Source organism: Pseudomonas sp. EA_35y_Pfl2_R111, assembly GCF_963970955.1.
Taxonomy (GTDB): domain Bacteria; phylum Pseudomonadota; class Gammaproteobacteria; order Pseudomonadales; family Pseudomonadaceae; genus Aquipseudomonas.
Window position 1 is genome coordinate 23,762 of sequence record NZ_CAXAOM010000002.1, and the last position, 25,726, is coordinate 49,487.

The 25,726-nt window shown below is 59.0% G+C and carries 20 protein-coding genes; 2 read left to right on the forward strand and 18 right to left on the reverse strand.

The annotated features are described in order from the left end of the window. Nucleotides 1–29 precede the first annotated feature (29 nt). The 14 genes from AACY25_RS08750 to AACY25_RS08815 form a co-directional block, all read right to left on the reverse strand. Complete coding sequence (locus AACY25_RS08750; protein WP_339523922.1) at nt 30–443, reverse strand: CBS domain-containing protein; 414 nt, start codon at nt 441–443, stop codon at nt 30–32. 107 nt (nt 444–550) lie between these two features. Beyond that, the gene (locus AACY25_RS08755) at nt 551–1,321 is read right to left on the reverse strand and encodes an alpha/beta hydrolase family protein (protein ID WP_339523923.1); all 771 of its coding nucleotides are present in this window, start codon (nt 1,319–1,321) and stop codon (nt 551–553) included. Nucleotides 1,322–1,461: 140 nt separating this feature from the next. Continuing rightward, entirely contained in the window at nt 1,462–1,677 is a 216-nt protein-coding gene (locus tag AACY25_RS08760) for a hypothetical protein (RefSeq protein WP_339523924.1), read from the reverse strand. 116 nt (nt 1,678–1,793) lie between these two features. Then, nucleotides 1,794–2,774 (reverse strand): lysylphosphatidylglycerol synthase domain-containing protein, encoded by a 981-nt coding sequence (locus tag AACY25_RS08765; protein WP_339523925.1) that lies wholly within the window; start codon nt 2,772–2,774, stop codon nt 1,794–1,796. Continuing rightward, entirely contained in the window at nt 2,771–4,006 is a 1,236-nt protein-coding gene (gene clsB / locus AACY25_RS08770) for a cardiolipin synthase ClsB (RefSeq protein ID WP_339523926.1), read from the reverse strand. The genes AACY25_RS08765 and clsB overlap by 4 nt, the downstream gene beginning before the upstream one ends. Further along, nucleotides 4,003–4,791, reverse strand: coding sequence for an endonuclease/exonuclease/phosphatase family protein (locus tag AACY25_RS08775; RefSeq protein ID WP_339523928.1), 789 nt, complete (start codon nt 4,789–4,791; stop codon nt 4,003–4,005). Before AACY25_RS08775 ends, clsB begins: the two co-directional genes overlap by 4 nt. 85 nt (nt 4,792–4,876) lie before the next feature. Beyond that, nucleotides 4,877–6,163 carry a zinc-dependent alcohol dehydrogenase gene (locus AACY25_RS08780; protein ID WP_339523929.1) on the reverse strand — a complete coding sequence of 429 codons (1,287 nt, stop codon included), beginning with the start codon at nt 6,161–6,163 and terminating at the stop codon, nt 4,877–4,879. A 154-nt stretch (nt 6,164–6,317) separates the two neighbouring features. Beyond that, nucleotides 6,318–8,447, reverse strand: a complete 2,130-nt coding sequence (gene glgX / locus AACY25_RS08785) for a glycogen debranching protein GlgX (RefSeq protein ID WP_339523930.1) — start codon at nt 8,445–8,447, stop codon at nt 6,318–6,320. Between the two features lie 9 nt (nt 8,448–8,456). Then, a complete protein-coding gene (locus AACY25_RS08790; RefSeq protein ID WP_339523931.1) occupies nt 8,457–8,726 on the reverse strand; it encodes a DUF2934 domain-containing protein in 270 nt (89 codons plus the stop codon). A 10-nt stretch (nt 8,727–8,736) separates the two neighbouring features. Next, entirely contained in the window at nt 8,737–11,514 is a 2,778-nt protein-coding gene (locus AACY25_RS08795; protein ID WP_339523932.1) for a malto-oligosyltrehalose synthase, read from the reverse strand. Beyond that, entirely contained in the window at nt 11,507–13,567 is a 2,061-nt protein-coding gene (malQ, locus tag AACY25_RS08800) for a 4-alpha-glucanotransferase (protein ID WP_339523933.1), read from the reverse strand. The genes AACY25_RS08795 and malQ overlap by 8 nt, the downstream gene beginning before the upstream one ends. Next, nucleotides 13,564–15,318 (reverse strand): malto-oligosyltrehalose trehalohydrolase, encoded by a 1,755-nt coding sequence (gene treZ, locus AACY25_RS08805; protein WP_339523935.1) that lies wholly within the window; start codon nt 15,316–15,318, stop codon nt 13,564–13,566. Before treZ ends, malQ begins: the two co-directional genes overlap by 4 nt. Beyond that, nucleotides 15,318–16,853, reverse strand: coding sequence for a glycogen synthase GlgA (gene glgA / locus AACY25_RS08810; protein ID WP_445262132.1), 1,536 nt, complete (start codon nt 16,851–16,853; stop codon nt 15,318–15,320). The genes treZ and glgA overlap by 1 nt, the downstream gene beginning before the upstream one ends. A gap of 312 nt (nt 16,854–17,165) precedes the next feature. Then, nucleotides 17,166–17,690: a DUF4142 domain-containing protein gene (locus AACY25_RS08815; RefSeq protein ID WP_339523937.1), complete on the reverse strand. Its 525-nt coding sequence runs from the start codon at nt 17,688–17,690 to the stop codon at nt 17,166–17,168. A 222-nt stretch (nt 17,691–17,912) separates the two neighbouring features. On the opposite strand from AACY25_RS08815, the gene katE reads away from it, so the two are divergent. Beyond that, nucleotides 17,913–20,045: a catalase HPII gene (katE, locus tag AACY25_RS08820; protein WP_339523938.1), complete on the forward strand. Its 2,133-nt coding sequence runs from the start codon at nt 17,913–17,915 to the stop codon at nt 20,043–20,045. Between the two features lie 88 nt (nt 20,046–20,133). Here katE and AACY25_RS08825 read toward each other — a convergent pair whose 3' ends face one another. Together AACY25_RS08825 and AACY25_RS08830 are read right to left on the reverse strand one after the other, a co-directional pair. After that, complete coding sequence (locus tag AACY25_RS08825; RefSeq protein WP_339523939.1) at nt 20,134–20,499, reverse strand: MmcQ/YjbR family DNA-binding protein; 366 nt, start codon at nt 20,497–20,499, stop codon at nt 20,134–20,136. Between the two features lie 18 nt (nt 20,500–20,517). Beyond that, nucleotides 20,518–20,796 (reverse strand): peptidylprolyl isomerase, encoded by a 279-nt coding sequence (locus AACY25_RS08830; RefSeq protein WP_160014225.1) that lies wholly within the window; start codon nt 20,794–20,796, stop codon nt 20,518–20,520. Nucleotides 20,797–21,155: 359 nt separating this feature from the next. Here AACY25_RS08830 and AACY25_RS08835 point away from each other — a divergent pair, with 359 nt between their 5' ends. Continuing rightward, entirely contained in the window at nt 21,156–22,385 is a 1,230-nt protein-coding gene (locus AACY25_RS08835; RefSeq protein ID WP_339523940.1) for a PilT/PilU family type 4a pilus ATPase, read from the forward strand. 47 nt (nt 22,386–22,432) lie between these two features. Here AACY25_RS08835 and AACY25_RS08840 read toward each other — a convergent pair whose 3' ends face one another. Together AACY25_RS08840 and AACY25_RS08845 are read right to left on the reverse strand one after the other, a co-directional pair. Then, nucleotides 22,433–24,388, reverse strand: a complete 1,956-nt coding sequence (locus AACY25_RS08840; RefSeq protein WP_339523942.1) for an acetoacetate--CoA ligase — start codon at nt 24,386–24,388, stop codon at nt 22,433–22,435. A 253-nt stretch (nt 24,389–24,641) separates the two neighbouring features. Next, entirely contained in the window at nt 24,642–25,544 is a 903-nt protein-coding gene (locus AACY25_RS08845) for a hydroxymethylglutaryl-CoA lyase (protein ID WP_339523944.1), read from the reverse strand. Nucleotides 25,545–25,726: the final 182 nt, after the last annotated feature.

Sequence of the window (25,726 nt, forward strand, 5' to 3'; positions counted from 1 at the left end):
CTCCTTTCAGGTTTTCGCTTGCTAATGCATCAGTGCGCGCGCGCTACACCTTGCAGCACGGTGGCGCTTGCGCGCTCATTGCGGCTGGCGGCAATGTTGCCCAACGAAACTACGCCGACTAAGCGTTTTTCTCGATTGAGTACCGGCAGGCGGCGCATTTGGATATCGGCCATGTTCTTGGCCACGTGTTCAACTTCCTCATCATCGAAGCAATAACAGATCTCACTGCTCATTACCTGACGTACTGGGGTGTCGTTTGTGAGCCCGGCAGCTACGCCGCGAATCGCAATATCTCGATCGGTGACCATGCCGATCAGACGGTCGCCGTCATTGACCAGCAGCGCACCGCTATCGATGTCGGCCATCAGCGCTGCAACATCACGAAGACTGCGCTCGGGATTGGTGGTTTGTACATTACGGGTCATGATTTCGCTGATTTTCATCGCTTTTCTCCTTCTGATGATGAAGGCCCAGGAACAAGGCCTTCTGTAAATTCCGACCGGCACCACCTGGGGTTGTTCAGGTTCATTCGGCAGGAGTTTTTTCAGCTTCAGGAGTAACGCATCAAGTGATACGGGTAGTCGCCAACACGCGCACCGACCACCATTTCGCTGATCCAACTGATAAGAATCCGGGTATAGGCTTGCTGATCATTGTCTTGGCTGAGCCCGTGGTCAGCACCGTCGATAATGCGATGGGTCAAGGAGTGGGCTTTCTCGAAGGCTGCGCGGTAGCTCATCAGCGTGGTGTGTGGCACAAAGTCGTCGTGCTCCGACTCCACCAACAGCACATCGCCAGTGAAATTGGCACAGGCCGCGAGCGCCTGGTTCTCCTGAGCTTTCCATAAGTGCCGGCGGTACTGCGCCAGTCGCACGACATCCAATTGGCGTTTGGGCACGTGCCAGTCTTCATCCCAATACAGCGCCGGCACGCGCAACGCCAACCATTTAACGGCACGCTGCGCACTCAGATGGGTGGACAGATAGCCGCCGTAACTGCTGCCAATCACGGCAATGCAGTCCGGGTCGACGGAGGGGTGGCTCACCAGCCGGTCATATGCGGCGATGATGTCGGCGAGGTTGTGCTCACGCGTGACGCTTTCCCTTGCCGCTACGGTTTTTTCATGACCGCGCAGATCGAACGTCAAACATACGCATCCCAAGCCGGCAATGCCTTTGGCGCGCGCCAAGTCTCGTTGTTGGCTACCGCCCCAGCCATGCACAAACAACACGCCGGGTACTTTGGTTTCAGGCGAGAGAACGGTGCCGACTATGGATTCGTTTTCCACAATGATCTCAATCGTTTCACTTCGTGCAGTCATGCATGGTCTACCTTGGCGTATTCAGGTGGTCGCCACAGTTAGTTCCAGGCCCTGGCATAGGCCATGTTATTGGCCCACGCCATTACGCTTATGGGTTGGGACCGGCGGCATGCAGGCACTGGCTGGCGTCGGTGCCGGGCCTAACCTTGAGCGTGGCGACTCACCGTCGTGCGGTCTTGCTGGGCGATAGGTGTCACCTGCACATCGGTAATTTCGTTTGGCCATTCGAAGGTGTGGATCGAATTTAGGCGTAAGCGCGCCTGATCAAGCGTCAGCTCTGCGCTTTCGGCTTCAATTTCCACCGCATGGGGATGGTTGTGCAGGTTGTAACTGATCAAGTGTGTAGGTTTGGACATAACAGGCCTCCAGGTTGTATGAACATCAGCGTGTGTGAACATCAGGGTCATAGACCCCTGAAGCTGCCGCCCCGGTTCCACCTTTCCGCTCAACGGACAACAGTGGTTGGCGATAATTAGGGTTTGCATGACGCAGGGCGATTGGCGTCTTCATGCTGACTGCGAAGATGCTTGGCGCGCTTTTCCAGAATCAGGTAGGCGATGCACGCGATTAACAGTGGCAGCAAGAAGTAGAGCGCGCGATAACCGAGCAGGGCAGCCACCAGGCTGCTCTGGCTGAATTGATGCTGCAGCAGCGCCAGAAATACCGCCTCGAGAACGCCCAAGCCAGCAGGAATATGGGTGATAGAGCCCGCGACGCAGCTGATCAGCAGCACGCCAAGGATCGACGGGTAAAAGGCGTTGCTCGGCAGTAACAGATAGATCAGCGCGGCCATCAGCGCCCAGTTGCTTGCCCCCAGGCAAATCTGCAGCAAGGCCAGGCGAAACGACGGCAGCGTAATGCTGTGGTCACGCCAAGCCCAGACGCGGCGCTTAGAGAACGCACAAATGGCGAGGTAAGTGGCAACTACACCTAGCAGGAGAAAGCCGGTCAATTGCAGGCCTGTCATGCCCAGGCCCCAACTCTCTGGCAGTCGGATCAGGCGCAGGGAGAAGACTACCCCTGCCAGGGCCATGTAACCGGTCCAGTTGGTCAGCAGCCCCAGGCTGATAATGCGCGTCACTGTGGCGGCTTTCAGTCCCAGGCGGGTGTACAGGCGATAGCGCAGTGCAACCCCGCCGACCCAGGTGGTGAAATTAAGGTTGAAGGCGTAACACACCATCGCCACGGGCATTACCTGGCGTGCCGGGAGTTTGTGTCGGGTGTAATAGCGCCCCAACAGATCGTAAAAACTGAAAACTACGTAGCTGCACAGTACCAACACCACGCCGAACGCAAGCGTCTTTGCGCTGTAGCCGGTGATGGCCTCGCGCACTTCATCCCAATCGAGATTTTTTGCGAGCAGGTACAGCAAGGTCGGAATCAGAAGCAGAAAGAATACCGTCAGCAGACGTTTGCCCCAGACCACCTTCTTGCTTTGCGGGGCAGTGCTCATCCGGTTTTTTCCTCTTTGCAGTAACAGGGGGCAGCTTCTGTTGGCTCAACTGATGTGGGTTCGATTGGCGGGGGGGCAAGTGGCTTCAGTTTTTTCCGGTGGGCCGGCAACCACCCGGCAATGGCAGGGAACAGGCGCATAAAGTGGAAACACATAAAGACCAGCGGGGCGCGCCACCAATAGCCGCGCAACATGCGCTCCAGCTGAATGCGCGTGCAGTGCTCGGCGGAAAGTTTCTGCAGGTGCTCATGCAACTGCTGGTTGAAGGTGCGATCGTCGATAAACAGATTGGCCTCAAGATTCAGCGCCAGGCTCAAGGGGTCAAGGTTGCTTGAGCCCACGGTTGACCATTGCTGGTCCACCAGTGCCACTTTGCCGTGCAGCGGGCGCTGGCAGTATTCGTAGATGGTGACTCCGTCACGCAGTAGGTAGTTGTAGAGCAACCGGGAGAAGGCCTGAACCCAGAGCATGTCCGGTTGCCCCTGGAGAATCAGTGTGACCTTTACGCCGCGACGAGCGGCATTGCGCAATGCGCGCAGCACTCTGTAGCTGGGGAAGAAGTAGGCATTGGCCACGATTATCCGCTCCTTGGCGGCGCGCAAGGCGGCCAAATATTGCTGTTCGATATCCGTGGTGTGGCGGTTGTTGTCACGCTCCAGCAGCATGATGCGCACGTCGCCAACAGGCTTGGCCGAAGGTTGCGCCGGGCTGGGCTCGCTGAGTGCCGGGCGTAGGAACCGCAAGGTGCAACTGTGCAAGTCGCGCACGATAGGGCCGCTGACTTCAACGGCATAGTCCTGCTTGGCCATATCGCCGAAATCCCCGAGGTGGTCGGCCGAGTAGTTAATACCACCCACGAATGCCCGTTCACCATCGACCACCACGATTTTGCGATGCAAGCGCCGGAACAGGTTGGTGCGCATGCCGAGACGCCGCGGGCTGGGATCGAAGACGTGTACCTTGATCCCTTCACGGGTCATGGCAGAGACGTATTCGTTGCCCAGGTCGGCCGTGCCATAGCCATCCACTGCAAGGACCACCCGCACGCCACGCCGAGCGGCCTCGATCAGCACCTCCTGCAATTCAAAACCAACCTTGTCCTCCATGATGATAAAGGTCTCCAGCAGCACTTCCTCGCGGGCTGCGCGGATGCACTCGAACGCGCGCGGATAAAACTCTTCACCATTGATCAGCAACTGGATCTGGTTACCATCGCGCCATAAACCACTCATAGAAGGATCTCCGCTGTTAAGGGGGCATGATCTGAGAGATGCGACCAGGGTCTGGTCGAGAGCACCAGAGGGGCACGCGCCGTGGCGTTACGCACGTAAATACGGTCCAAGCGCAGCAACGGGAAGCGCGCTGGAAAGCTTTTTGCCGGGGCGCCATAGGTCTCGCGAAAGATCTCGGTCAATGACTGCTCAGCCAGCTGTGCATCGGCTCGCAGGCTCCAATCATTGAAGTCGCCAGCGACTATGACGGGTGCGCTGGGATTGATGCTGGCCAGCAAATCGAGGAGCAGGCTGATCTGTTTACGACGATGGGACTCACGCAAGCCGAGGTGTACGCAAATTGCGTGGACTTCGGCGTGCCCGGGAACGTCTAGCTGGCAGTGAAGGAGGCCGCGTTGCTCATTGCCCTTGACCGTCACATCAAGGTTGTCGTGCCGCACGATGGGGAATTTCGACAGCAAGGCATTGCCGTGGTGGCCGTCGGGGTAAATAGCGTTTTGGCCGTACGCGAACTGCGGCCACATGCTGTCGGCGAGAAACTCATACTGCGGCATATCGGGCCAATCGCTAAAGCGTTTGGCATGCAATGCATGGCTGCCCAACACTTCCTGCAGAAAAACCAAATCTGTACTGGTGGCTTGTACCGCGCTACGAAGCTCCGGCAGGATGAAACGCCGGTTGAGGGCTGTGAACCCTTTATGCGTATTGATCGTCATCACCTGCAGGCTTTGCACGGTGGTGATTTGGTCAATGACAATCTCGGGTTTGGGGATAGTGGTATTCACGCCATCACGCTCCTTGCCGACTTTCTTGCTAATCCGGGCTCCTCAGGCCGATCCGACAGAAGAGATGACCCGGTAGATTGGGCGCTCAGAGACGTCCTGGTTTCTCTGAACGTGCTTCGTGGTAGGGCGAAGCCTCGGCGATCACACGGTCCAGTGCGGCATCGCTGAGCACCTGTTCTTCACTGCCGCTGCCGCTGTGTTTGGCGGGGCGCAATTCAACCTTGATCCAGCCACTCTCACGGCGGTCGAATGCCTTAAAGGCTTCGATGGCGTCAGTCATGGGTTTGATCTGCGTGAGGATTTTTGCCGGGTCGATACGCCCGGCTTGAATCATCTCGATCAAGCGCGGGATATAGCGCCGGTGATTGCAGTTGCCCATATTGATCGTCAGGTTCTTGTTCATCGCCATGCCGATCGGAAAGTGCTCTGCCTGCTGCGGATAGACGCCGATGATGCCCAGCGTACCGGCCTTGGCCAGCGCCTCGACCGCCCATTGCAACGCTTGGCTGGGGGCGTTTCCTGGCTGCCAGTTGTGCTCACTATTAGCCTTCGCGCTATCGGTAGGGTCCGCGTCGTGGTGACCATGTGCTGGGCACTCGGCATCCACGCCTACCGCGTCAATAGCGCGGTCGACGCCAATGCCATTGGTCAAACGGCGCAGCGTCTCTACGGGGTCTTCCTGATCGAAGTTGATCACTTCAGCCCCTTGCTGGCGGGCCATCTGCAAGCGGTCATCAAAGCGGTCGATAGCGAACACCCGTGATGCGCCGAGCAACTTGGCGCTGGCGATGGCGAACTGGCCCACCGGGCCACAACCGAATACGGCCACGGTGTCGCCGCTGCTGACTTCGGCTAACCGGGCACCGAAATAGCCAGTTGGGAAAATGTCTGAGAGCAGGATCGCCTGGTCATCGCTGATCTCGCAGGGCAGCTTGATCAGGCCGATATTGGCAAAGGGTATGCGCGCCCGCTCTGCCTGCAAGCCATGGAATGCACCTGTGGCTGCCGGGCCACCGTAGAACGCCGTACCCGCTTCTTTGCCGTTGGGGTTGGCTTCATCGCATTGAGCGTAGTAACCGGCTCGGCAATAGGTGCAGTTACCGCAGGCAATAGTCGACGGCACGACCACCCGATCACCGATGCTCAAATTACGCACATCACTACCTAGTGCTTCAACAATCCCCACGCCCTCATGGCCGAGGATGGTGCCCGCGACCATGCCGCCTACTGTGCCTCGCACAAAGTGCAGGTCGGTGCCGCAAATGGCCGAGGCGGTCAGGCGAATGATGGCATCGGTGGGGGCCTGGATGGTCGGTTCGGGTACCTCGTCAAGGCGTATATCGCCGATGCCGTGAAAAACCACTGCTTTCATGTTTGCCTCCCAATCCCGGGTTTTCCGGTGGTGCAAATGAATGTTGCCGTCGAGGGTCGGCCCATGTTTTTTCGAGTGGTTCAGCCTGCAGGGGTTCAGGTTATTTGTCGGACAGGGCACGCCTCACGCGGTCAGCGCATACAGCGATGCCGCGCTAGCGTTGCAGCTCAAGCAGTTGCAGGGATCGCCCGGCCAGATTCAGGGTGTCGCTGTGCAAGGGTTGAGGGGTGGCTTGTGCCACGGGGCGGTGGGTGTCGATCAGGCAGGTCCAGCGCTTGCCACCGGCGACTTCAGGCAACACAAAGGTGCGACTCTCATGGTGGGCGTTGAGCAGTAGCAGGAGCGTTGCGTCAGCGCCGCTGCGTTTGACGCCGGTGGGTTGAGCGCGCCCGTCCATCAGCATGCCCATGCAGCGCGCTTGATTATCGTGCCAGTGCGCTTCGGTCATTTCCTCGCCGTCGGGGGTTAACCAGGTAACGTCCTTGACCCCTAGCTCCTCGTTGTAATGCCCGACCAAGAAACGCCGCCGACGCAAAATGGGGTGGCTGCGACGCAGGTCGATTAGGCGCTGGCAGAAGGCGATTAGTACGTGACCTTCTTCGTCGATATTCCAGTCCACCCAGCTGAGTTCGTTGTCCTGACAATAAGCATTGTTGTTGCCGTGCTGGGTTCGGCCGAACTCGTCACCGGCCAATAGCATCGGCGTACCCTGGGCGAAGAGCAGGGTGGCCAGCAGATTGCGCATTTGTTGCAGGCGCAGCTGGCGAATGCCCGGGTCATGCGTCTCACCTTCGCAGCCATGGTTCCATGAGCGATTGTGATCCGTGCCGTCCTGGTTGTTCTCGTTGTTGTCTTCGTTGTGTTTGTGGTCATAGGAGACCACATCGCGCAGGGTGAAACCGTCATGGGCGGTAATGAAGTTGACTGAGGCAAACGGGCGACGCCCCCGCTGGTTGTAGTGATCGCCCGACGCTGTCAGGCGGCTGGCCAGTTCAGCCAGCTCGCCTTCATCGCCTTTCCAGAACGCCCGCACATTGTCGCGGAACTTGTCGTTCCACTCCGCCCAGCCCGGTGGGAATCTGCCGACCTGATAGCCACCGGGGCCGCAGTCCCAGGGCTCGGCAATCAATTTGACCTTGCTCAGTACGGGGTCCTGGCGGCAGGCAACAAGAAAGCCATGACGCTCGTCGAAGCCATGGGGGTGACGGCCGAGAATGGTCGCAAGGTCGAAGCGAAAGCCATCGACACGCATTTCACTGGCCCAGTAACGCAGCGAATCGGTGACCATCTGCAACACGCAAGGGTGACTCAGGTCCAGGGTATTGCCGGTGCCGGAATCGTTGATGTAGTAACGCCGATCTTCCGGCAGCAGGCGGTAATAGCTGGCGTTGTCGATGCCGCGCATGCACAGCGTCGGGCCGCGCTCGTTGCCCTCGGCGGTGTGGTTGTAAACCACATCAAGGATCAGCTCCAGGCCAGCGGCATGCAGGTGGGCAACCATTTCCTTGAACTCGCTGACCTTGCCGCTGGCGAGATAAGCGGGGTGAGGGGCAAAAAAGCCGATGCTGTTGTAGCCCCAGTAGTTGTTCATACCGTTTTCCAGCAGGTGCTGGTCGTTGACGAACGCGTGCACGGGGAGCAGCTCCACGCTCGTAACCCCAAGCTCGCGAATGTGTCGCAGCAGCTCTGGATTGGTCAGCCCTGCGCACGTACCACGCAGGGCATCTGGAACGGCGGGGTGACGCATGCTGATGCCGCGTAAGTGCGCTTCATAGAGCAACGTACTGTCCCAGGGCACGCGAATAGGCGGCTGTTCGCCCCAGGTGAAGGCCGGGTCGATCACCTTGCATTTGGGCACGAAGGCAGCACTGTCGCGCTCATCAAAACTCAGGTCGCCATCTGGCGAGTCAATGGTGTACCCGAACAAGGCTTCGGACCATTGTAGCTTTCCCACCAATTGCTTGGCGTAGGGATCAAGCAGCAGTTTGTGATGGTTGAAGCGATGCCCGGCTGCGGGGTCATAGGGGCCATACACGCGATAACCGTAGATCTGCCCAGGACGAGCATCCGGCAGGTAACCATGCCAAATCTCGTCGGTGTATTCAGGCAGCTCGATACGCTCAATTTCTTCTTTGCCCTGGTCATCGAACAGGCACAGTTCCACGCGTGTCGCATGCGCTGAGAACAACGCGAAATTGACACCGAGCCCGTCCCAGGTGGCCCCCAGCGGGAAGGGGTTGCCCTCGGTCACTCGGGAGTGTTGACGGTTACGCGCCGTGCTCATGGTCGTTCCTCAAGGCTTTGGGGTTTTTGTCGTGGTGCTGCGCGGTGCGCGCGGCTTTTTCAGCAAGGCGGGCTGTTCGGCCTCGGTAAGGGGAACTGTCTTGGGCTTGCTGATCCGGCGTGGTTTGGCCGGCGGTGTCAGTTGTATCTCGCCACTGGCCTCGGCTTCAGCCAACTTGCAGGCCATCATCCAGTGGCGTTCCGCTTGGCCGGCGGGTTTGCCCTCCGACTCCCATATCTGAAAGGCAAATTCACGTATGCGTTGTTCATCGATGTTCATGGTGACGCTCCTATGGGTGCTGGGGGCTGCAAAGGACATTGGCGGAAAACTCGGTGAGTAGCTGCGCGACGGGCAGTTCCGCGGCGCCGTTGATCTGACAGGGGGATAGGGTGCCCATCAGTGTGCAACCAGAGAGGTCCGGGGGCAGAAGCAGATGGGTGTCGCCCCAACGTTGTGCCGGAATAAGCGGTATCGGGCTGCTGTCCAGCAAGCCTGCCGACAAACGCGGGACCACCACCAGCATGTGCTCTTGCTCGTGGCTGCGGATAAAGGCCAGTACTCGCTCAGCATGCTCGCCTTGCACGGCCACTGGCCGGTAGTCGCCTCGGCTGAACAGCGCTGGACGATTCTGGCGCAGGCGTAGCAGGCGTTGAATCAGCCACTGCTTGATGCGCCCATCGCGCCAGTGTTCCAGCAGTACGGAGAGGGGCTGAGCGTCGTCCAGCGTGTGCATGCGTGCGGCAAAATCAACCGGGCGGCGATTGTCTGGATCGACCAGGCTGAAATCCCAGTATTCACAGCCTTGGTACAGATCAGGCACCCCTGGAGTGGTCAGCCGCAACAGGCACTGCACGAGGCTGTTCAGGGCGCCGCTAGGGGCGATGCTGTTCAGTGTGTCGACCAGGGCGTGGCGCAGTTCGCGTGCCTTGGGGGAGGTCAACAGGCATTCAAGAAAGTCCCGACAGGCGCTTTCGTGCAGCTCATTGGGCGCACTCCAGGCGGTGCTGAGCTTCGCCTCGCGCAAGGCTTTTTCCTGCCATGCGCTCATACGCTGCAGGTAGTTGTGCAGCCCAGGTTCGTCATCAGCCGCCAAGTCGAGGGGCCAACTGCCCAGCAGCGCCTGGTAGAGAATCAGTTCTTCACCTCGGTTCGGCACCTCTTGTGCGTCAGCGGGGCGTAGCGACAAAGACAGCTCGCTCCACTGACGAACGCGCTCGCTGTACCAGGGCGCCCGCTCACTGAGCACCGCCAACCGGCCCCGGCTGTCTTCACCGCGTTTGTGGTCGTGAGTGGCGGTGCTTAGCAGGTTGTGCGGATGATGTTTGGCGCGCTCAACACAGCTTTGGTGAAAATCGGCGGGTGGGCGGCTGAAGTGCTCGGCGTCAAAGCCGACGTCATAACGCGACAGCAGCACACCGGTGCGGTAAAAAGCCGTGTCTTCAACCGCTTTGGCTGCGGCGGGTGAGGTTAGCTGCTGAAAGCGCGTGAGCACCTGTGCCCGAAGCGTTCGTCGGCGTCCCGGTGGTAGTTCGCACAGTGGCTCGCCGCCAAGCCAGCGGTCCAGATGCTCCAGCAGCGGCCAGTCGGCCTCGGGCAAGGTGGTGCGGGCTTCGTTCTTCGCATGGCAGAAAATCTGCTGGTCCTGTTCTGCACGTCCGCACGCGTGGGCATAGGTGCGGTACACCGGGAAGTGCACGATCAACTCGAGCAGGGCCCGGCGTATTGAGCCCAGGGTCAGGTCGCGGGTGGCGATGTCGTTGCGGGCAACCTGGAGCAGGCGCTGCGTCACCTCTTCCAGATCCCCGGCCAGCGAGCCGGTCAACACCAGACGCCGTGCTTGCAGCACTTCCTCTTGGAATAACCCTGGGCGGTTGCTGAATGCCTGCCACAGGTCGAGCAACGGCTGTTCGCCGTGTGGGTCGTGTTGCAGCAGTGACACCTGATTCATGAACTCGTAGCCGGTGGTCCCTGTCACGGCCCAGTCCAGTGGCAGGCTTTCGCCATGCCCGAGGATTTTTTCGACATAGATCGGAAAAAGGTCGCTGGCTTTGCTGCTACGCAGCTGTTGGATGCGCCGTTGCAGGCGTTTGCAGTAGGTTCGCGGGTTCGCCAGCCCATCAATGTGGTCGATGCGCAGGCCATCGATCAGGCCGCGCTCAATCAGCTCAAAAATTTTCGCGTGGGTCTTCTCGAATACCTGTGGGCGTTCCACACGCAGTCCGGCCAGCTCGTTGATATCGAAGAACCGCCGCCAGTTGATGTCGTCGGCGGCGGTGCGCCAGCTGGCGACGCGGTAATGCTGGCGCTCCAGCAGACGGTGTAGACGTTGCTGGGCTGGATTGTCGCGCAACCTGTAACGCTCCAGCAGCGCTTCCAGTTGCGCATGATGTGTGGGGGTTTGCGCCCATTCAGCGAGTTCGGCGCACAGGGCCTTGGCGCGCTCGCGGGTGCTGGCGTCATTACCGAGCGCGGCAAAGCGCTGCGCCAGGCTGGTTAAAGCCGGGTTCTCGCTGGGCCCCAGAATGTCGCCATAACTGGGTGGGGTGATGGGCAGGCGATGCTCGAAATGTTCGACATAGAAGCTGCCGCACTGCTCGTCGAAGCGCAGGATAAGGGTTGCGTTGCTTAATGCCTCGCCATAATCGCTGCGTAGAAACGGCACCAACAGCTGACCTTCGAGCAGAGGGTCATGGGAATTCCATTGAATATCGAAGAAGCCGGCGAATGGGCTGTTTCTGCCCCATTCCAGCACATCCAGCCACCAAGGATTGGCATCACCGCCGACGGCCATATGGTTGGAGACGATATCCAGAATCAGGCCCATGCCGCGCCCATGCAGGGCGTCTGCCAACGCAACGAGAGCCGCTTCACCACCTAATTCAGGGTTGATCTGGCTCGGGTCGATTACGTCATAACCATGCATCGAGCCGGGGCGGGCGGTGAGCAACGGCGAGGCGTACAGGTGGCTGACGCCCAATTGTTCGAAGTAGGGAATCAGGCGCTTGGCATCATGCAGAGTGAAGCCCTTGTGAAATTGCAGGCGTAACGTGCTTAGCAGGTCAGTCATCGCTTAATCCCCGACGAGCCGCCGCAAGACGTTCCAGGCGCTGACGGACCAACGGCTGCTCCAGCATTTCACGTACGGGGAGCGTGTAGCGCCTGCGCCAATTCGGATGCTCGTTGCCCGGCCCCGGCAAATTGGGCTGCTGTTCGGCACCGCAGGCATCCTCCAGCGGTAATAGGGTCAGCACGGCGGGGGTGCTGCCGATGTAACCGATGCTGGCTTGCAAGCAGGCTTCGGTATCATCGCGGTTACCGTGCAGCTGTCCGTTCTCGTCTAGCGCATCGACCAAGGCCGAACGCTCACGGTTGCGTTCGGCGTGATCGCTGTCGAGTTGTGCAGCCTGGCTATGCCCGGCACGTACGCGCCAGTCAATATCGTGTCCAACAAACCAGCCGTTGATGCTGGGCAAATCATGGGTGGTGGTGGTTGCCAACGCATCGCGTGGCCATCGCTCGGGCGGCACAAAACGTCCCTCATGCTGTTCAAAGAGCAGCACCCGGGTGCCAAGAATGTTGCGTGCGGCCAAGTTCTCGCGCAGCCCATGGGGCACAGTGCCGAGGTCTTCGCCGATAACCAACGCACGATGACGGTGCGACTCCAGCGCAAGTAGGCGCAGCAAATCATTCAGTGGGTAACGCAGATAGGCCCCATCCTGCGGCTCACCCCCTTGGGGGATAACCCAGAGCCGCTGTAATCCCATGACGTGGTCGATGCGAATGCCACCGGCATGGGCCAGATTGGCTTGAAGCATTTCTATATAGGCACGAAAGCCATGCTGACGTAGTCCGCCGGGAGAAAAGGCGTTCACGCCCCAGTTCTGTCCGTTGCGGTTGAGAACATCTGGAGGTGCGCCCACGGTTACCTGGGGCAGCAGCTCATCTTGCCGAGACCAGGCTTGGCTGCCTGAGCAGTCAGCTCCAACAGCTAGGTCCGCGATCAGGCCGATTTTCATCCCTGCGCCGCAAGCACTTGCCTGAGCCGCTTCCAGGCCATGGGCAACCAGCCATTGGGCGAAGGCGTGAAATTCCACGCACTCGGCATGCTCCGCGGCAAACTGGCTCACGGCTGCCTGCTCGGGAGAGCGCAAATCAGCCGGCCAGGTGCGCCAGTCGGTGCTCTCACCGTTCTGCATTCTGTGTTGATGGATGGCTTCGAAGCGGCAATGCTGCAGGAGAGCATCACCGCCTGCCGCGCAGAACCGCTGGAAGCTATTCAGCAACTCCCCTGGGTTTTGCTTGAAGTCTCTGTACAACTGGCGCAGTAGCCGTTGACGAACTTCGGCAACGGCCGGCCAATTGATCAGGTCTTGGCTTTCCAAGTGATTCAACTCGGCTTGGATACCGCATGCCAACACCGCACGTTGCACCCGCTCGCGGCCCAGTAAACCGCTTGGAGCTGCATGCAAGGCATTGAAGAACAGCCGACTCGACGGCGAGTAGGGGCTGTAGTGCTCATGGTTCGCGCTGAACAACGCATGCAGCGGGCTCAATGCCAAGGCATCAGCACCCTGGTTGGCAGCATGACGCGCCAGGTCGGCCACGGCCTGGGTATCACCCAAACCGCCATCGCCGGGCCGGCGCAGGCCATAAACCTGCGCGGTAAGCCCCCATATATGGCGCTTGGCGCATAGCTGCTCAACCGAAAGACAGGCTGCCGGAGCAACCGCGAGGCGATGTTGGTTATCGCCTATGTGCAACTGGTAATAGCCGGGTTGGTCGAGGGCGGGTAGGCGAGCATCGTGATCAAGCTGCCCAGAGCGCATATCCCCCTGCTCATTGGTGAGTTGGTAGGACGTATGGGCGGCAAAGCCATTGAGTGGCAGCGGCTGTCCCAGGTCCTGGATCAACAAGCCGTCAGCAGCCCGTTCGTGGTTCTGCTGAGCCAGTGCAGAGAGGCTGGCGCGAATCTGCTCCGGCGTTTGCGCTTGGTAACCCAGTGCCTCCAGAAGACTGCGCTGTACCTGTGGGCTAACGACGTGGTCGTGGCCAAAAGCATCTGTCCAATCGATGCACAGATTGGCCGATTTCGCCAGCTCGGCAAGCAGCGCATCGCTCATGGCATAAGCTCCAACGTCACCAGCGCGCTGGAACTTGGCAGCAGCCCTTGGCGGTACTCATCATCGTTGGCGCGGTGGGCATACAACCGTTCGGCGAGGGGCGGCAGGGGCCCCAGGCGCACTGCCTCATAACCAAAATTCACCGCTATACGCAGTATTTTGCTGTTGCCAATCCGCCAGCTGGCAAGCACCGCGCCATCGCCAAGCACCTGTGTCCCGAGCGTTGAGGCATGTTCCAGCTCTGGCACTATGCGGGTGCGACGAACGTGAAGCAGGCCTTTATAGAACGCGAGCCATTCTTGCTGTCGCGGACGCAGGGCTGGCGCGAAGTCGGGTTGTGACCTGGCGAATGTTGAGTAGGCATTGGGGTCAGGAATTCGTTGCCGCGTCTGCGGGTGAGCAAACTGAGAGAATTCAGCAAACTCGTTGCGTCGCCCATCACATACAGCATTGGCCAGATCGGCGCGGTAATCGGAGAAGAACAGGAACGGACGTCTTGAACCCCATTCCTCACCCATGAACAGCAGCGGCACCATGGGGCACAGCAGTAAGAGCACTGTGGCGGCCTTCAGCGCGTCTGTGTCGGTAATATTGACTAGGCGTTCGCCGAAGGCACGGTTGCCGATTTGGTCGTGGTTCTGCAGGAACAAGACGAAGGCATGCGGCGGTAGGTGCCCGCTGGGCTCACCGCGCGGATGGCCATGCCGGTTGGATTGCCCTTGGTAGACAAAGCCCTGTTCCAGGCAAGTCGCCAGCTTCTGCGTAGGGGTTACCGCGTAGTCGGCGTAATAGCTTTCCTGTTCATCTGTCAGAAGGTGGTGCAGGGTGTTATGCCCATCGTCATTCCATTGCGCAGTGAAGCCGTTGCTCAACAGGCTGGCGCTGTTGTTCTCGTTTTCCAGCACCAGATGCACGTGGCGCGATTTGGGTACGGCATGACGGACGCGTGCCGCTAGCTCCAGCAGAAACTCATCATCGTCAATGGCATGGACCGCATCCAGGCGCAAACCATCGATGCGGTAGTCCAATAGCCACATCAAGGCATTTTCATAGAAGAACTCCCGCACTGGCGCTTGGCGAAAGTCGATGGCCGCCCCCCAAGGCGTTACTCGGTCCTCGCGGAAAAAACTGTTGGCATATGAACCGAGGTAATTACCCTCCGGGCCGAAGTGGTTATAAACCACGTCGAGAAATACCATCAGCCCGAAATCGTGCGCCTTGTCGATAAGGTGCTTGAGCTGCTCGGGGGTGCCATAGCTGGAGGCCGGGGCAAAAGGCAGGACGCCGTCATAACCCCAATTGCGCTGACCTGGGAATGCTCCAATAGGCATCATCTGCAATACCGTGACACCCAGTTCGGCGAGGTGCGGAAGATGTGCTTCGACCTGCTGAAAGCCCCCGAACAGACCCACATGCAGCTCGTAGATCACCGCTTCACGCCAGGGCCTGCCCTGCCAGTTAGACTGACGCCAGGTGTATGCCGCATGGTCCACCACGCGACTGAAGCCATTCACATCGCCTGCCTGTTGGCGCGAGGCGGGATCGGGTACACGCAGGTGGTCATTGATTACGAAGCGGTAGCAAGTGCCAGGCGGGCAGGCCAGATCGAGGCTGTACCAGCCGTTTTCCTTGGCCTGCATAGGCTGCGGTGCCCGTCCCTGGAGCTCCACTGCTACGCGGCTACATGAGGGAGCCCATAGGGTGAAGCGGGTATGCGCATCGTCTAGCCGCTGGGCTCCGTGACTGTACATCAAGGTAATTCCGCCGCGGCGTGGACCTCGTTCAGCAATTGCCGATAGAGGCGGTCATAGGGCTTCACCGACTGTTGCCATAACAAGGGGGCACGCATCGCCCGGCAGCGCATGGCATTAAGCAGCTCGGGGTGTTGATAAATGCTGAGTGCACGGCGTATGGCACCTTGATAGCTATCCACACTGGCCTCGTTAAATAGAAAACCGGTCACGCCATCTTCGATGGTGTCGGCCAAGCCGCCGGTACGTCGGGCAATAGGTAACGAAGCGAAACGCTGGGCATACATCTGGCTGAGGCCGCACGGTTCGAAACGTGAAGGCATCAGTAGAAAGTCGCTGCCCGCGAATATCCGTCGGGCATCTGTTTCGTTAAATCCGATATGCACGCCCACACGGCCGGGATAACGTCTGGCCAGTTCTTCCATGGCCGTTTCCAGCTCCGCCTCACCGCGCCCGATTACCGCTAGACGGCCGCCGTTATTAACGATTTGATCGGCAATCTGTAATGTCAGGTCTATGCCTTTCTGCTGGACCAGGCGGGAAACCACGCCAAACAGCGGGCCGTCTGACGCTAAGCCAAAAAGCTGTTCGACATAGGCTGCGTTGGCCTGTTTGCCCTGCCATTGGTCCATGCTGAAACCTTGAACCAGGTGAGGGTCGCTGGCGGGCTCCCAGGTCGCGTCGATACCGTTAATGATGCCGCTGAGCTGACCTGCCTTCACCTTCGCCTGGAGCATGCCTTCCAGTCCGCAGCCGAAGTCTGCGGTGGTGATTTCCTGAGCATAGGTATGGCTTACCGTCGTGACATGGTTGGCATAGCAGATGCCGGCCTTGAGAAACGACAATTTTCCGTAAAACTCCATCCCCTCCATGCCGCAGGCATCGGCCGGAATGGCTAACTCAGCGCTGCACTGCATGTCACAAATACCTTGATAGGCCAGGTTGTGAATGGTTAGCAGGCTGGGGACTTTGGCCTTGCGCCACGTCATGTAAGCGGGGGCCATGGCGGCCGGCCAGTCATTGGCGTGAACCAGCTCGGGGCGCCAATGGATACCGGCTTGCCCCATCGCTATCTCCGCAGCAGCCAGGCCGAGACTTGCGAAACGGATATGGTTATCCGGCCAGTCGTGGCCCTGTGGATCGCCATAAGGTGACCCCGTACGGTCAAAGAGTGCGGGGTGAAGGAGAACGTAGACAATTAAACCATCGGCGAGGTCGAGACGACCAATCTTGCAAGCAGGCAGCGCAGCAAGGCCTTTTATGTGGCCAACAATTCGCAGCGTGCGGCCGCTTTCAAGGACTTGGCGGTATCCGGGGATCAGCACGCGAATATCATGTTGCGCCGACAGCGCACGTGGTAAAGCGGCCGAAACGTCGCCCAGGCCACCCACCTTGATGAGGTCGGCAAATTCCGAGGTTACGAAAAGAATCCGTCTCTTCGGTGGCTGCAGACTCTCTAAATGCAAAGTTGGCTGAACTGAGGCTGGGATCATGGCATGAAAATGAGTTCTGGCGATTGCTGCAGCATTTCCCATGTCTATCTCCAGTAGTCCGTTGTATTGAAACGTTGCTCTGCCGTTGACCGGCCCTCGCGGAACAAGGGCAATCGCCACATCGCTGTGCTCTGGCGCAATCGCGGTGTCAGCTGTTCGCCCCCACCCTATTGATGACGGGGGGCTTGGCAAAAAAGTTCGACTTATTTGTATCCGCGACGAGCGGTTTTGCGGCCCACGTTTCATTGAGGGCGAGCCGCTCAACAGGCTGCCCTGAGCAAAGCGGCAAGGCCTCTATATAACGGGCCACGGGCTTCCACTCAGAGCAGACGCTGCTATACGAGAGCGCCGAGATCAGTCGTCGGGAATCTGCGCGTTGATCTGCTCGGCCATTTGCAGGTGGTGCTGCAATTTAGGCAGGGTTTCTTTGGCAAAAGCCGCGATCTGCTCGTCCTCGGATTTGCTGGCGCGATTAAACAAGTCAATGGTTTGCTTGTGAGCCATTACCTGGTTGTTCATATAGGCCTTGTCGAACGAATCCTCATCGCGAAGCTTGAGAATCAGTGCCTTGGCCTGGTTGATCAGCTCGGCATCATCTGAAACCTCAAGCTCTTTCTGGGATGCCAGCTTGCCCAGGGTTAAATTGGCTTTGCTGTGATCATCGATCATGGTTTGCGCGAAGTTCTTTATGTCTTGGTTTGAGGCTTTTTCAAGCGCCAGCTTGGCGGTTTCGATTTCCGCAATGCCTTTGGCTGAGGCTTCTTCAACGAAGTCTTCCGCGCTGATTGGGGCGGTTTGATCAGCCGAGTGAGCGGCGTTAGCCAGGCAAAACGCGAAAGCCGCAACCGCTAACAATGACAGGGATCTGAATGGGTGCATGGTGAGTCCTCCTGTGGGTGTTCACTGCGGTAGAGGCACGACCTGAAAACGAAGTTCAGAGAAAAATTCGATCCGCGCACACGCCAGGAAAAACGTCGCCACTCGGCTGCCAGATTGCTGGCTGACTGAAGAAAAAATTCTGTTCGAACTTAGCGCCAAGGGGCGTTCTCCAAATTTGCAGTGTGCTGTGACGCGCTCTGCAGAAAATAAGGAGCTGCCCTGATGAAAGACAAATCTGTGCAAGACACTTCCACCAGCCAACTGGCGGGAACCGACACCCTTGATCGCGGTAATCGCAACGCCAAGCTCGATCAACTCGACGCCTTCCGCGAAGACGCAACCGGCGAGGCGCTGACAACCAACACCGGCACCCGTATTGCGGATAACCAGAACAGCCTGCGGGCGGGGGAGCGTGGCCCCTCGTTGCTGGAAGATTTCATCCTGCGGGAAAAAATTACGCATTTTGACCATGAGCGAATCCCTGAGCGCGTGGTGCATGCGCGCGGCGCTGCTGCTCATGGTTATTTTGAGGTGACTGATCCTGTAGAGGACCTCACCTGCGCCTCTTTCTTACGTGAGGCAGGTAAACGCACCCCGGTTTTCGTGCGCTTTTCCACCGTGCAGGGACCCAGAGGCTCCGCAGATACAGTCCGTGACGTGCGCGGGTTCGCCGTAAAGTTTTACACCGATGAGGGCAACTTCGATCTGGTCGGTAATAACATGCCGGTGTTCTTCATTCAGGACGCCATCAAGTTTCCGGACTTCGTACATGCCGTCAAACCTGAACCACATAACGAAATCCCTACCGGGGCTTCGGCTCACGATACTTTCTGGGATTTTGTTTCTCTGACCCCTGAGTCGGCACATATGGTGCTCTGGGTCATGTCTGATCGGGCGATTCCAATTGCCTATCGCGCGATGCAGGGCTTCGGTGTGCACAGCTTCCGGTTGGTCAATGCCGAGGGCGAGAGCCAGCTGGTGAAGTTTCACTGGCGGCCCAAGGCCGGAGTTTGTTCCCTGGTGTGGGATGAAGCGCAGAAGCTGGCAGGCAAGGACCCGGACTTCAATCGGCGCGGTTTGTGGGAAGACATCGAAAACGGCAATTACCCTGAGTGGGAACTGGGCCTTCAGGTAATGGACGAAGCGGACCAGCAACGCTTCGGCTTTGACCTGCTCGACCCAACCAAGCTGGTGCCCGAGGAATTGGTACCGGTACGCATTGTGGGGCGTATGGTACTTAACCGTAACCCGGATAATTTTTTTGCTGAGACCGAACAGGCGGCATTCCATGTGGGCAACATCGTGCCGGGCATCGACTTCAGCAATGATCCGTTAATGCAGGGACGCTTATTTTCTTATACCGATACACAGCTGTTGCGCCTCGGCGGGCCCAACTTCAACGAGCTGCCGATCAACCGACCACTTTGCCCCTTTCACAACAACCAACGTGATGCGCCGCACCGGCAGCAGATCAACCGGGGCAGAGCGTCCTACGAGCCAAACTCGATTGATGGCAACTGGCCGCGCGAAACGCCGCCTGCGGCGCAGCAAGGTGGATTCCGTTCATATCCCGAACCGACCCAGGGCAACAAGGTACGTGTGCGCTCGGCCAGCTTTGCTGACCACTTCTCCCAGGCCACGCTGTTCTGGCGCAGCATGAGCCCCCCGGAGCAGGAACACATCATCGCCGCCTATAGTTTCGAACTGTCGAAAGTGGAGCGCCCGCATATCCGCGAGCGGCAGGTGAAGGACATCCTGCAGAATATTGACCCGGTCCTGGCCAGCCGTGTCGCTGAAAACCTTGGTTTGGAGTTACCCGCCAGCACCGCAGGCGCACCCCAGAAAAGCTCACCGGCACTGAGTCAGGCCAATTTGTTGCCCGGCGACATTAAAGGGCGTCGCGTGGCTATTGTGCTTGCGCCGAGCTGCGATGCTGATGAGGTTGCGAGCCTGATGCATGCCCTGAAAAGCGCGGGAGCCTTTGCCAAACTGATAGGGCCGTCCCTGGCCCCGGTCAAAGCGAGCAATGGCATGCCGTTGCAACCTAACGGCACGTTCGCCACCGATCCCTCGATTACCGTGGATGCTGTTTTTGTACCTCGGGGCGCCGAGGTCGTACAGGTTCTGCTGCAGAACGGAACTGCTAGCCACTACCTGCTGGAGGCATACAAACACTTGAAACCGCTTGCCTTCAGCGGGGAGTCCGCAGGACTAGCCTCCGCTCTTGGGCTTAAGGAGGATGCCGGGCTTGTGGTCGGTGATAGCTTTGATCCACTGTTCACCAGCTTCGAAGCTGCACTTAAACAGCATCGTATCTGGGCCCGAGAGAAGCATGCCGAGCAGATTCCAGCCTAAGCAGGGTAGTCAGTCGAACAATTGACCGCTCCAGTAGTCATGGCCGCGCATAGCGCGGCCGGGCTACACCCATATAACGCGGCTGCTATCAAACGGCTGTTGGCGGGTCGAACAGCAGGGCCAGCTTCAGGCGTTTGGGCAGTTTGGCCACCACCAACTGATGGGAGCGCGTCAGCAGCTCGCGCAGTTCACCATCGCTCAGCGGGTAAGGCGCGGCCATGCTGATCCAGCGTGCACGGGCGAGATATGGGGCAGGGCGGATGCCCGGGCGGTCGCAATAGCCGAGAAACAAGTCGGCATCGACCTTGAAGGCCAGGCCGTCATGGCTACCCAGATGGAACAAGGCAAACATCTTGCTCTCGGCAACCGAGAACACCCTCACGCCACCCCATTTGATGTCCTCTCGGGCACCCGGCAGGCTTAGGCAGAACGCGGCAATTTGCTCGATGGTCATACCCGGCAAGCTCCTGTTTTATTCCCGGTAGAAAACCTGCACCAGATGGTAGCCAAACTGGCTTTTCACCGGGCCGTGGACTTCACGTACCGGTTTTTTGAAGATCACCTGATCGATAGCTCGCACCATCTGTCCAGGGCGCACCTCACCCAGGTCACCGCCTTTCTTGCCGGAGGGGCAGGTCGAGTATTTGCGCGCCAGCACGTCAAACGCCTCGCCGGCGGCAATGCGTTTTTTCAGCGCGGCAGCTTCTGCTTCGGTTTTCACCAGAATATGGCGGGCCATTGCCTTAGGCATGACGGGCTCCTCGGATTTCAAGGGGCGTATTGTGCCAGTATTATCAGCCGCTTAGCGCCTAAAAGCCGGCTCAATGCGCTGCTGCGCGTCGGCCCTGCGGCGTTAAGAACAGGCTCGGATGCGAGCCCAGTCGGAATGCTTATGTACAAAAGTACACTCCGCTTGATTCGCTGCGCTCATCCTACGGGTCAGCCATTGGCTGTTACTCCGCTGCGCTGCGTTTCTCGCCTGTTCTTGCCTTGCAGGACTCTAGCTCGCGAGCCCTTGAGCGCGCTCTGGCACGATCGCTTCCGATTTTCTCGGGAGAGATGCGTAATCTTGGCCTAACGTAATAAATCCAACTCGCGGGAAATCTCGTTATGGACCTCAATGCCATGCTGAAAATCCTGTCCAGTCAGGACGGGTCCGACCTTTATCTTTCTACTGGCGCGCCGCCCTGCGCCAAGTTCAATGGCGTGCTCAAGGCGCTCAGCGCCGAGCCACTCAAGGCCGGGGAAGTGGCGGCCATTGCCGATTCGGTGATGGACAGCGCGCAACGGGAGGAATTCGAACGTGAGCTGGAGATGAACCTGGCGATTTCCATTCCCAGCGTCGGGCGTTTTCGTATCAACATCTTCAAGCAGCGCAACGAAGTGTCGATCGTTGCGCGCAATATCAAGATGGATATTCCCAAGTTTGAAGACCTCAAACTGCCGGAAGTGCTGCTCAAGACGGTGATGGAAAAACGCGGGCTGGTGCTGTTTGTCGGTGGTACCGGCTCTGGCAAGTCGACTTCCCTGGCGGCGCTGATCGACTACCGCAACCGCAACAGCGGCGGCCATATCATCACCATTGAGGACCCAGTGGAATATGTACACAAGCACAAGAAGTCGATCATCAATCAGCGTGAGGTCGGGGTAGATACCCGCAGCTTTCACGCTGCGCTGAAAAACACCCTGCGCCAGGCCCCGGACGTGATCCTGATCGGTGAAATCCGTGACCGCGAAACCATGGAGCATGCCCTGGCCTTCGCCGACACTGGCCACTTGGCGATCTCCACGTTGCATGCGAACAACGCCAACCAGGCGCTGGATCGCATCATCAACTTCTTCCCGGAAGACCGCCGCCCACAGCTGCTCAACGACCTGGGCAACAACCTCAAAGCGTTCGTCTCCCAGCGCCTGGTCAAAACCATCGACGGCAAGCGCCGGGCGGCGGTGGAAGTGCTATTGGGTACGCCAACCATCCGTGATTTGATCAAGCGTAACGAGTTTCACGAGATCAAAGAGATCATGGAAAAGTCGAAGAACCTTGGCATGCAGACCTTCGATCAAGCACTGATCGACCTGGTAAACGATGGTTCGATTGATGAAGAAGAAGCGGTGAAAAACGCCGATTCGGCAAACAACGTGCGGCTCAAGCTAAAACTTTATCGCGAGAACCCAGCCGCCCCGGTGCAGGCCGCAGCGGCGCCAACACCGGCGCCCGTTGCTGCCGCTCCGCGCCCGGCAGCGCCTGCTGCTTCGGCCGGTGAATGGGGGTTGGAGTTGAAGCTGGAAGATATTGAAGAAGAGCAGTTGCCAGAGGACCCAGGGCGCAAAGGCATTTGATCACTAGCACCAACAAGTTTGTGCGCCGGGCGGCGGGTTTGGTTGCTTTAATTCCGTAATTCGGCCAGGTCGCGGTACAACTCCAGCGCCTGCGGGTTGGCCAGAGCGTCAGTGTTTTTCACCGGTTTACCGTGCACAACGTTGCGCACCGCCAACTCGACGATTTTGCCGCTGATGGTGCGTGGAATATCCGCTACAGGGATGATTCTGGCTGGCACATGGCGTTGTGTGGTGTTGGCGCGGATCACCTGCCGAATCTGCGCTTGCAGCGCCTCGCTCAGTTCGACGCCCTCGCGCAGGCGCACAAACAGCACCACGCGCACGTCATCCTCCCATTCCTGGCCTATAGCGATGGACTCCAGTACGTCTTCGACCTTTTCTACCTGGCGGTAGATTTCGGCGGTGCCAATACGTACGCCGCCGGGGTTGAGTACGGCATCCGAACGGCCATGTATCACCAGACCGCCGTGTTCGGTGATCTCGGCGTAGTCGCCGTGGGCCCAGATGCCGGCGAAGGTATCGAAGTAGGCCGCCTGGAACTTGCTGCCATCCTCATCCCTCCAGAAGCCAATCGGCATTGACGGGAAATGCGTCGCGCAGACCAGCTCGCCTTTTCCGCCTGTCAACGGTTGGCCGGCGTCATTCCATACCTGCACATCCATGCCTAAACCCTTGCACTGCAACTCACCGCGCCACACTGGCAGCACTGGGTTACCCAGGGCGAAGCAGGAGACGATATCGGTGCCGCCAGAGATCGACGACAAACAAAGATCGGCTTTGATCTCGCGGTAGACGTACTCGAAGCTCTCGTGGGACAGCGGCGAGCCGGTCGACAGAATGGCCTTGAGCCGTTGCAGCCTGTGCGTGCTGCCCGGCTTGGCACCTGCCTTCTCCAGAGCAGCGAGAAATTTGGCGCTGGTGCCGAAGATGCTGATGTTCTCCGCATCGATCAGATCGATCAGGCGCTCGGCACCGGGGTGGAAGGGCGAGCCGTCAAACAGCACCAGAGTGGCGCCCAGGGCCAGGCCCGAGACCAGCCAGTTCCACATCATCCAGCCGCAGGTGGTGTAGTAGAACAGCGTGTCGTCGGCATGCAGATCGGTGTGCAGGCCGAGTTCCTTGACGTGCTGTAACAGGGTGCCGCCAGTGCCATGCACGATGCACTTGGGTACGCCGGTGGTGCCGCTGGAGTAGAGGATATACAGCGGGTGATCGAACGGAACCTGGGTGAACTCGGGCTCGCCGCCGGCCTGGTAGAAGTCCTGCCACAGCGCGACCTTGGCCGCCGAGTGGAAGTCTGCGACTTTGGCCTGGGCATTGGAGTAGGGCACCACAATCAGCTGTTCGAGTGAGGGCAGACGTTCGAGGATTTCATTGAGTTTGGCGCTTAGATCGAGAGTCTTACCGGCGTAGCGGTAGCCGGCGGCGGCGATCAGTACCTTGGGTTCGATCTGGCCGAAGCGGTCGATCACGCCTTGGGTGCCAAAATCCGGCGAACAGCTCGACCAAGTGGCACCAAGGCTGCTGGCGGCGAGCATGCCGACCAGGGTTTGCCACGTATTAGGCATAAAAGCGGCTACGCGATCGCCAATACCTACGCCGGCCTCGCGCAGGCTACGTTGCAGACCGGCGACATGGGCGGCCAGCTCCGCATAGCTCAGCTGTTCGCGGCTGCCATCTTCGCCAATAGCGATCAGGGCCGGGTGGTTATCGCGGCGGCGCAACAAGTGTTCGGCAAAGTTCAGCGTCGCGCCAGGAAACCAGTGGGCGCTGGGCATGGCGCTGCCTTCTTGCAGCACTGCCTCGGGCTGGGCACTAAAGCGGATCTCGAAGAACTCGACAATCGCCCGCCAGAAGGCCTCACGCTGCGCCACGCTCCAGGCATGCAAGGCTGGATAGTCGGCCAGTTGCAGGCTGTGGCGCTGATTGACGAAGCGGCGGAAGCTGTCCATCCGGGTGGCGGCGATACGTTCCTTGGAGGGGGTCCACAAGGGCTGTTGCATGTCGATTCCTCATTCGGCAGGTGCCGTAATTCTTGTTATGCCGAGCTGTTGCGCCTGGCCGATGGCACGCTAGCCTACTGGTAGCTGGAACCCTTGACCTGCAGCGGCCCTTATTGCTCGGCGGCCGACCTGGCAGCTGTTGTAGCGGTTTTGCACCGTAGGCAGGGCCGGCACGCGGCATCTGGGGCTCGGGCTTTACAGGCTGTAAACAAAGCCTGACGGCAGTAGTTTTCCTCGCCCGATGCAGCTCGGTTTAGGCGCTGGCCAGCCGCGCCCGCGCAACACGCGAGCCATTGGGCTTATCCAGCACCGCGCAAATGCGCTGGCCAGCGGCGATCAGGCAGCCCATATCAATACCGGTTTCGATACCCAGACCCTCAAGCAGGTACAGCACATCTTCGGTTGCGACGTTGCCGGTGGCGCCTTTGGCGTAAGGGCAGCCACCGAGGCCCGCGACCGAGCTGTCGAATACACTGATGCCTTCCAGGAGGCTTGCGTAGATATTGGCCAAAGCTTGGCCGTAGGTATCGTGGAAGTGCCCGGCCAACAGGTTGCGTGGCACCTCTCGGCCGACCACGTTGAACAGGTGACGGGTAGCTCCGGCAGTGCCGGCCCCTATCGTGTCGCCCAGGGAAACCTCGTAGCAGCCCATGGCATACAGCTCACGGGCCACGCTGGCGACTTGCTCGGGTGGCACAGAACCGTCATACGGGCAGCCCAACACACAGGAAACATATCCGCGCACGCGGATGCCATGCTGCTTGGCGGCGTCCATCACCGGGACAAAACGTTCCAGGCTCTCGCTGATCGAGCAGTTGATATTCTTCTGTGAGAAGGCTTCTGAAGCCGCGGCAAACACTGCCACTTCGCGTACGCCCGCTTCCAGCGCCCCTTCAAAACCTTTCAGATTGGGGGCCAGCGCCGCGTAGACGATGCCTGGTAGTTGCTGGATTTGCGCAAACACCTCGGCACTTCCCGCCATCTGCGGCACCCACTTGGGCGAGACAAAGCTGCCCACCTCGATATAGCCCAAGCCTGCGGCAGACAGGTCATCGACCAGACGCACCTTGTCGGCCACGCTGATCGGCTGCTTCTCATTCTGCAAACCGTCGCGCGGGCCAACTTCGACCAGGCGGACTTGTTTGGGTAGGTTCATCGTTGCCTCGTTGTTCTCGGTGATGGGTATCGCGTTGCTCAACCCATCCTACGTAGCTTGAAGTTCGGGTAGTTGTAGGGTGGATGTCGCTTTATACATCCACCATGACCATTCGCTGTGAGTGCCTTGGTGGACATAAAAAGCGATGTCCACCCTACGCGTCATTATCCCGTAGGGTGGAT

Coding starts and splice junctions, on each gene's coding strand:
- katE (WP_339523938.1), top strand. CDS start 17,913: ATGAAAGACAAATCTGTGCAAGACACTTCCACCAGCCAACTGGCGGGA.
- malQ (WP_339523933.1), bottom strand. CDS start 13,567: ATGAGCGATGCGCTGCTTGCCGAGCTGGCGAAATCGGCCAATCTGTGC.
- AACY25_RS08760 (WP_339523924.1), bottom strand. CDS start 1,677: ATGTCCAAACCTACACACTTGATCAGTTACAACCTGCACAACCATCCC.
- glgX (WP_339523930.1), bottom strand. CDS start 8,447: ATGAGCACGGCGCGTAACCGTCAACACTCCCGAGTGACCGAGGGCAAC.
- clsB (WP_339523926.1), bottom strand. CDS start 4,006: ATGAGTGGTTTATGGCGCGATGGTAACCAGATCCAGTTGCTGATCAAT.
- glgA (WP_445262132.1), bottom strand. CDS start 16,853: ATGGGAAATGCTGCAGCAATCGCCAGAACTCATTTTCATGCCATGATC.
- AACY25_RS08790 (WP_339523931.1), bottom strand. CDS start 8,726: ATGAACATCGATGAACAACGCATACGTGAATTTGCCTTTCAGATATGG.
- AACY25_RS08750 (WP_339523922.1), bottom strand. CDS start 443: ATGAAAATCAGCGAAATCATGACCCGTAATGTACAAACCACCAATCCC.
- AACY25_RS08835 (WP_339523940.1), top strand. CDS start 21,156: ATGGACCTCAATGCCATGCTGAAAATCCTGTCCAGTCAGGACGGGTCC.
- AACY25_RS08795 (WP_339523932.1), bottom strand. CDS start 11,514: ATGACTGACCTGCTAAGCACGTTACGCCTGCAATTTCACAAGGGCTTC.
- AACY25_RS08840 (WP_339523942.1), bottom strand. CDS start 24,388: ATGCAACAGCCCTTGTGGACCCCCTCCAAGGAACGTATCGCCGCCACC.
- AACY25_RS08825 (WP_339523939.1), bottom strand. CDS start 20,499: ATGACCATCGAGCAAATTGCCGCGTTCTGCCTAAGCCTGCCGGGTGCC.
- AACY25_RS08780 (WP_339523929.1), bottom strand. CDS start 6,163: ATGAAAGCAGTGGTTTTTCACGGCATCGGCGATATACGCCTTGACGAG.
- AACY25_RS08830 (WP_160014225.1), bottom strand. CDS start 20,796: ATGCCTAAGGCAATGGCCCGCCATATTCTGGTGAAAACCGAAGCAGAA.
- AACY25_RS08755 (WP_339523923.1), bottom strand. CDS start 1,321: ATGACTGCACGAAGTGAAACGATTGAGATCATTGTGGAAAACGAATCC.
- AACY25_RS08815 (WP_339523937.1), bottom strand. CDS start 17,690: ATGCACCCATTCAGATCCCTGTCATTGTTAGCGGTTGCGGCTTTCGCG.
- AACY25_RS08765 (WP_339523925.1), bottom strand. CDS start 2,774: ATGAGCACTGCCCCGCAAAGCAAGAAGGTGGTCTGGGGCAAACGTCTG.
- treZ (WP_339523935.1), bottom strand. CDS start 15,318: ATGTACAGTCACGGAGCCCAGCGGCTAGACGATGCGCATACCCGCTTC.
- AACY25_RS08845 (WP_339523944.1), bottom strand. CDS start 25,544: ATGAACCTACCCAAACAAGTCCGCCTGGTCGAAGTTGGCCCGCGCGAC.